Here is a 6,437-nt window from a genome sequence, read left to right as displayed (position 1 = left end):
GCGCGCGGTCGCGAAGGGCGTGCGGCGCACGTCGTCGCGCTTCGGCTCGCGGCTGGAGCCGTTCATGGTCGCCGACCTGCAGCTGTACGCCGGTCGCAGTCTCGACATCGTCCAGCAGGCCGAGTCGCTGGGCGCCTACGGCGCCGACATCGCGGCCGACTACGACCGGTATACGGCGGCGTGCGCCATGGCCGAGTCGGCTGATCGCCTGACGCACGACGAGCCCGCGCCGAACCAGTACTACCTGCTCGTCGGCGCGCTGCGCTCGCTGTCCCGCGGCGAGCACGCGCCCCGGCACACGCTCGACTCGTATCTGCTGCGATCGCTGTCGCTGGCGGGATGGGCGCCCGCCCTCGACGACTGCGCGCGGTGCGGCGCGGCCGGGCCGCACGATCAGTTCCTCGCGCAGCTCGGCGGCGTGGTGTGCACCGCGTGCGCGCCGCCCGGCACGCCGCACGTCAGCGCGTCCGTGCTGGCGCTGCTGCGCGCGCTGCTGGCGGGCGACTGGGAGGTCGTGGACGCGGCGTCCGCGCGCGACGCCTCACAGGCGTCCGGTCTCGTGTCGGCCTACGTGCAGTGGACGATGGAGCGCGGCCTGCGCGCGCTGTCGCAGACCTCGACCAGCCAGGGAGCCCGATGACGCCCAAGCCCTACACGCACCGCGACGCGGTGCCGTATCGCCCGCTGGACTGGACGGGGCTTCAGGCTCCCGACTACGGCACGGATGCGCCCGCGCACGTCGCAATCGTGATGGACGGCAACGGTCGCTGGGCGAATCGTCGCGGCCTGAGCCGCATCGAGGGGCACAAGGCGGGGGAGGAGGTGCTGCTCGACGTGGTCGCCGGCGCGATCCAGGCCGGCGTGAAGCACCTCTCCGTGTACGCGTTCTCGACCGAGAACTGGCGTCGCTCGCCCGACGAGGTGCGGTTCCTGATGGGCTACAACCGCGACGTGCTGCATCGCCGCCGCGATCAGCTCAACGAGTGGGGCGTGCGCATCCGGTGGGCGGGGCGCACACCGCGCCTGTGGGGTTCGGTGATCAAGGAGCTGAAGCACGCCGAGCAGCTCACGGCAGGCAACGACGGACTCACGCTCACGATGTGCATCAACTACGGAGGGCGCAACGAGATCGTCGACGCCGTGCGGGCGCTGGCCGAGGAGGTCGCCGCCGGCAGGCTCAAGCCCTCCGGCATCTCCGAGAAGGCGCTGCGGCGGCACTTCTACGTGCCCGATATGCCCGACGTCGACCTGTTCGTGCGCTCGAGCGGCGAGCAGCGCACGTCGAATTTCCTGCTGTGGCAGGCGGCCTACGCCGAGATGGTCTTCCTCGACACGCTCTGGCCCGACTTCAGTCGCACCGACCTGTGGCATGCGATCGATTTGTATCTCGGGCGGGAGCGGCGCTTCGGCGGCGCGATCGACACGCCGACGAGTGCATGACGGCCTCCGTTGCATGACGGATCCGGAATATCTCGACGCGGGCGGCGTTGTCCCTGACGTGACCGACGAGACCGCTACGCCTGCCCCCATCCGGATCGACGTCTGGAGCGACATCGCCTGCCCGTGGTGCTACATCGGCAAGCGCAACCTCGAGAACGGCCTCGCCGCCGCGGCTCAGGATGAGGACGCCCCGCGGGTCGAGATCACGTATCACTCGTTCGAGCTGTCGCCCGATACGCCCGTCGACTTCGACGGGTCGAGCGCGGACTTCCTCGCGCAGCACAAGGGCGTCACGCGCGAGCAGGCGCAGCAGATGAACGAGCGGGTCGCGCAGATCGCGAAGGACCAGGCCGGCCTGCACTACCGCTTCGACCTGCAGCAGCACACGAACACGGTCAAGGCGCACGAGCTCGTGCACTTCGCCAAGCAGCACGGCAAGCAGCTCGAGATGAAGGAGCGCCTGCTGTCGGCGTACTTCGTCGAGGGCCGCCATGTCGGCCGCATCGACGAGCTCGTCGAGCTCGCCGGATCGGTCGGGCTGGACGAGGCCGCGGCGCGCGACGCGCTGGAGAACGACGAGTTCCTTCCCGCCGTGCGCCAGGATCAGGCGCAGGCCCGCGCCTACGGCATCAACGGCGTGCCGTTCTTCGTGATCGACGGCCAGTACGGCGTCAGCGGCGCCCAGCCGGCGGAGGCCTTCACGCAGGTCGCCCGCCAGGTCTGGGCAGAGCACCGCGCCGCGGCGCTCTGATCCGCAGGCCTACGGCAGGGTCGGATCAGCGCGCGAGCGCGGCCTCGATCCGGCCGACGATCTCCGGGTCGTCCGGCTTCTGCTGGGGCCTGAATCGTGCGACGGTGCCGTCGGGCAGCACGAGGAACTTCTCGAAGTTCCACGCCACGCGGCCGGCCTTGCCGTGGGAGTCCTGCGTCTTCTTGAGCGCCTTGTAGAGCGGGTGCGCCTTCGGGCCGTTGACCTTGACCTTGTCGTTCACGGGGAACGTGACGCCCCACGTCGTCGAGCAGTACTCGAGGATCTGCTCCATCGAGCCCGGTTCCTGGCCCATGAACTGGTTGCAGGGGAATCCGACGACCGTGAAGCCCCGGTCGCCGTACGTGCGCTGCAGCTGCTCGAGCTGCTCGTACTGCGGCGCGAGGCCGCATTTCGACGCCACGTTGACGACCAGCACGGGGCCGTCGAACTCGGACAGCGTCCGCTCCGCGCCGGAGGCATCCGCGAACGGGATCTCGCGCACAGGGGGCAGCTCTGTGGTGTCCACTTCGACTCGCTCCGTTCACTGGGGGATCGCGTGCTCTCAACAGGCTACGGCGCTCGGCGATCGCCCATGCCGATTCTGTGAGAATGGATCCGTGACCTCCGTTCTGACCCGGCCCCGCGCGCTGCGCATCGGCACGATCGACCTCGACGTCCCGGTCGTCCTCGCGCCCATGGCGGGGATCACGAACACGGCGTTCCGCCGGCTGTGCCGCGAGTACGGTGCCGGGCTGTATGTCAGCGAGATGATCACGACGCGCGCGCTCGTGGAGCGCAACGAGACGACCATGCGGCTCATCCGGCACCACGAGTCCGAGACGCCGCGATCGATCCAGCTGTACGGCGTCGACCCCGTCGTGACGGCCGAGGCCGCGCGGATCATCGCGGAGGAGGACCGCGCCGATCACATCGACCTCAACTTCGGCTGCCCCGTGCCCAAGGTGACGCGCAAGGGCGGCGGCTCGGCGCTGCCGTGGAAGACGGGGCTGTTCCGCGACATCGTGGAGGGCGCGGTCAAGGCCGCAGGCGACGTCCCCGTCACGGTCAAGATGCGCAAGGGCATCGACGCGGATCACCTCACGTACCTCGAGGCGGGCAGGATCGCGGAGGGCGCCGGCGCTGCGGCGGTCGCGCTGCACGCGCGCACGGCCGCAGAGTTCTACTCGGGCACGGCCGACTGGTCGGCGATCACGAAGCTCAAGGAGACCGTCACGAGCATCCCGGTGCTCGGCAACGGCGACATCTGGAGCGCCGCCGACGCGGTGCGGATGATGGACGAGACCGGATGCGACGGTGTCGTCGTGGGGCGCGGCTGCCTGGGGCGGCCGTGGCTGTTCGGCGAACTGGCCGCCGCGTTCGGCGCCGATGCGCCGGTCGTCGACGCGGACCTCGGGTTCGTCGCGCGTGGCTTCCGCCGTCATGCCGAGCTGCTCGTGGAGTTCTTCGAGGACGAGGATCGCGGCTGCCGCGACATCCGCAAGCACGTCGCGTGGTACTTCAAGGGGTACCCGGTCGGCGGAGACCTGCGGGCGAGCCTCGCGACCGCGTCCAGCCTCGCCGAGATCGACGACCTGCTGGCGCAGCTCGACCACGACGCGCCCTACCCGGGTGCCGCCGCCGAGGGGCAGCGCGGCCGCGCCGGTTCGCCCAAGCGCCCCGTGCTGCCGCAGGGCTGGCTCGACTCGCGCGAGATCGGCGAGGACGCGAGCTGCGAGCTCCAGGGAGCGGAGTTGGACACCAGTGGTGGCTGACGGCATGCGCCCCGACGGCTATCGGGAGGGCGACGCCGAGCGCTTCTTCGCAGAGAGGCACCGCTCGGAGCGGGACGACTTCGCGCGGGACCGCGCGCGCGTGCTGCACTCGGCGGGTTTGCGCCGCCTGGCGGCGAAGACGCAGGTGCTGAGCCCCGCCAGCTCGGCGGACTTCGCGCGCAACCGCCTCACGCATTCGCTCGAGGTGGCGCAGATCGGTCGTGAGCTCGCGAACTCGCTCGGGCTGTCTGCGGACGTCGTCGACACGGCGTGCCTGAGTCACGACCTCGGTCACCCGCCGTTCGGGCACAACGGCGAGCGGGCGCTCAACGAGTGGGCGGACCACATCGGTGGCTTCGAGGGCAACGCGCAGTCGCTGCGCATCCTGACCCGGCTCGAGGCGAAGGTGCTCGACGATCGTGACCACTCCGTCGGGCTCAACCTGACCCGCGCGAGCCTTGACGCCACGTGCAAGTACCCCTGGACGGTGGACAACCCCGTGCCCGACCCCGGCGGACGTCTGAAGTTCGGCGTGTACCCGGAGGACGAGGCCGTGTTCCACTGGATGCGGGACGGCGCCCCCGGGCGGCTGCGATGCATCGAGGCCGAGGTCATGGACCTCTCCGACGACATCGCGTACTCGGTGCACGACTTCGAGGACGCCGTCGTGAACGGCTACATCGATCTCGAGGCGCTCGCGGATCCCGTGCAGCACCATCCGCTGATCGGCAAGATCCAGCAGTGGGTGGGCTACGACTACTCGCGCGAGGAACTCGCGGACGGCCTGTATCGCCTGACGCGGCAGCCCATGTGGCTGCGGTCGTTCGACCGGTCACGTCAGGACCTGGCGCGTCTGAAGAACCTCACGAGCGACCTGATCGGCCGTTTCGCGCGTGCGGCGGTCGCGGCGACGCGCGAGGCCTACGCCGGACCGTCGCTCGCGCGCTACAACGCGCATGTCGTCGTGCCGCGCGTCATCGACGTCGAGATCGCGGTGCTGAAGGGCGTGATGGGATCCTCCATCGTGACGATCGAGGCACGCAAGGGCGTCTACAAGGAGCAGCGCCGCGTGCTCAAGCGCCTCGCGGATGCGCTGCTGTCGACCGACACGCTGTGGTCGGCCGGCGGCGAGGTGTTCGAGCCCGCCTTCGCGGCCGACTTCCACGCGGCCGAGACCGACGCGCAACGCGCCCGTGTCGTCGTGGACCAGGTGGCGAGCCTGACCGACCAGACGGCGATCGACTGGCATAACCGACTCGTGGGGGAGATCGATCCGGCAGAGGTCGGCATCTGGACGCCGCGTCACGCGCGCCCGGGCGGTCGCCCGCGCGCCGTCGCCGCGCCACAGCCGGTGCGCGTCGGGGCCGACTGATGCCCCGCATCCGCCAGGCCGACGTCGAGGAGGTCAAGGCGCGCACGAACATCGCCGATATCGTCGGCGAGCGCGTGGCTCTGCGTTCCGCGGGCGTGGGATCCCTCAAGGGCCTGTGCCCGTTCCACGACGAGAAGAGCCCGAGCTTCCACGTGCGGCCGCAGGTCGGCTACTACCACTGCTTCGGCTGTGGTGAGTCGGGTGACGTGTACACGTTCCTGCGGGAGATGGACCACGTCACCTTCACCGAGGCGGTCGAGCGCCTCGCAGCCCGCATCGGCTACACGCTGCATTACGAGGACGGCGGGCCCGCGCCCGAGACGAGCGGCCGCTCCCGCCTGTTCGCCGCGAACGCGGCCGCGGCGGAGTTCTTCCGCGCGCAGCTCGTGTCCCCGGAGGCCGAGCCTGCCCGGCGGTTCCTGGGGGAGCGCGGCTTCGACGCGGGAGCCGCGGCGCACTTCGGCGTGGGCTATGCGCCCAAGGGCTGGGACGCGATGCTCAAGGCCCTCACCGCGCAGGGCTTCTCGCGCGAGGAGCTCACCACCGCCGGCCTGGTCTCCACCAACCAGCGCGGCGGCGTCTACGACCGCTTTCGCGGCCGGCTGGTGTGGCCGATCCGCGACGTCACGGGCCAGACGATCGGCTTCGGGGCACGCAAGCTCTATGACGACGACCAGGGTCCGAAGTACCTGAACACACCCGAGACGCCGATCTACAAGAAGGCACAGGTGCTGTACGGTCTCGACCTCGCCAAGCGCGACATCTCCCGCGGCGACCCGAAGCGCGTGGTGGTGGTCGAGGGGTACACCGACGTCATGGCGTGCCACCTGGCGGGGGTCACGACCGCGATCGCGACGTGCGGCACGGCCTTCGGCTCCGAGCACGTCACGGTGCTGAGGCGTGTGATGGGCGACGAGTCGGCATCCGGCGAGGTCGTCTTCACCTTCGACGGCGACGAGGCCGGCCAGAAGGCCGCCATCCGGGCCTTCGCGGAGGACGGCCGTTTCAACGCCCAGACGTATGTGGCGATCGCGCCGGACGGGCTGGACCCGTGCGACCTGCGCCTGCAGCGGGGCGACGGCGCCGTGCGCGGCCTGCTCGA

7 protein-coding genes are annotated in these 6,437 nt (G+C 70.5%); 6 read left to right on the top strand and 1 reads right to left on the bottom strand.

Features of this window, described 5'->3' with window-relative positions; all coding sequences use genetic code 11:
- The 3 genes from recO to RIF89_RS09830 all read left to right on the top strand — a co-directional run.
- Positions 1-640, top strand: a 640-nt coding sequence (recO, locus tag RIF89_RS09840) for a DNA repair protein RecO (protein WP_309068936.1), incomplete at its 5' end; no start/stop codon positions are given.
- Positions 637-1,440: an isoprenyl transferase gene (locus RIF89_RS09835; RefSeq protein WP_309068935.1), complete on the top strand. Its 804-nt coding sequence runs from the start codon at positions 637-639 to the stop codon at positions 1,438-1,440. The genes recO and RIF89_RS09835, both read left to right, overlap by 4 nt.
- A gap of 13 nt (positions 1,441-1,453) precedes the next feature.
- Entirely contained in the window at positions 1,454-2,191 is a 738-nt protein-coding gene (locus RIF89_RS09830) for a DsbA family oxidoreductase (RefSeq protein ID WP_309068934.1), read from the top strand.
- A 25-nt stretch (positions 2,192-2,216) separates the two neighbouring features.
- Here RIF89_RS09830 and RIF89_RS09825 read toward each other — a convergent pair whose 3' ends face one another.
- Positions 2,217-2,717, bottom strand: a complete 501-nt coding sequence (locus RIF89_RS09825; protein WP_375294465.1) for a glutathione peroxidase — start codon at positions 2,715-2,717, stop codon at positions 2,217-2,219.
- A gap of 91 nt (positions 2,718-2,808) precedes the next feature.
- Between RIF89_RS09825 and dusB the strand changes: the two genes are divergently transcribed.
- The 3 genes from dusB to dnaG all read left to right on the top strand — a co-directional run.
- Positions 2,809-3,963 carry a tRNA dihydrouridine synthase DusB gene (dusB, locus tag RIF89_RS09820; protein WP_309068933.1) on the top strand — a complete coding sequence of 385 codons (1,155 nt, stop codon included), beginning with the start codon at positions 2,809-2,811 and terminating at the stop codon, positions 3,961-3,963.
- Between the two features lie 4 nt (positions 3,964-3,967).
- A complete protein-coding gene (locus RIF89_RS09815; RefSeq protein ID WP_309068937.1) occupies positions 3,968-5,335 on the top strand; it encodes a deoxyguanosinetriphosphate triphosphohydrolase in 1,368 nt (455 codons plus the stop codon).
- Positions 5,335-6,437, top strand: a 1,103-nt coding sequence (dnaG, locus tag RIF89_RS09810) for a DNA primase (RefSeq protein WP_309068932.1), incomplete at its 3' end; no start/stop codon positions are given. The genes RIF89_RS09815 and dnaG, both read left to right, overlap by 1 nt.

It is taken from the genome of Microbacterium sp., from assembly GCF_031178525.1.
Classification (GTDB): domain Bacteria; phylum Actinomycetota; class Actinomycetes; order Actinomycetales; family Microbacteriaceae; genus Microbacterium.
This window is presented reverse-complemented; position numbering and strand designations above follow the sequence as displayed.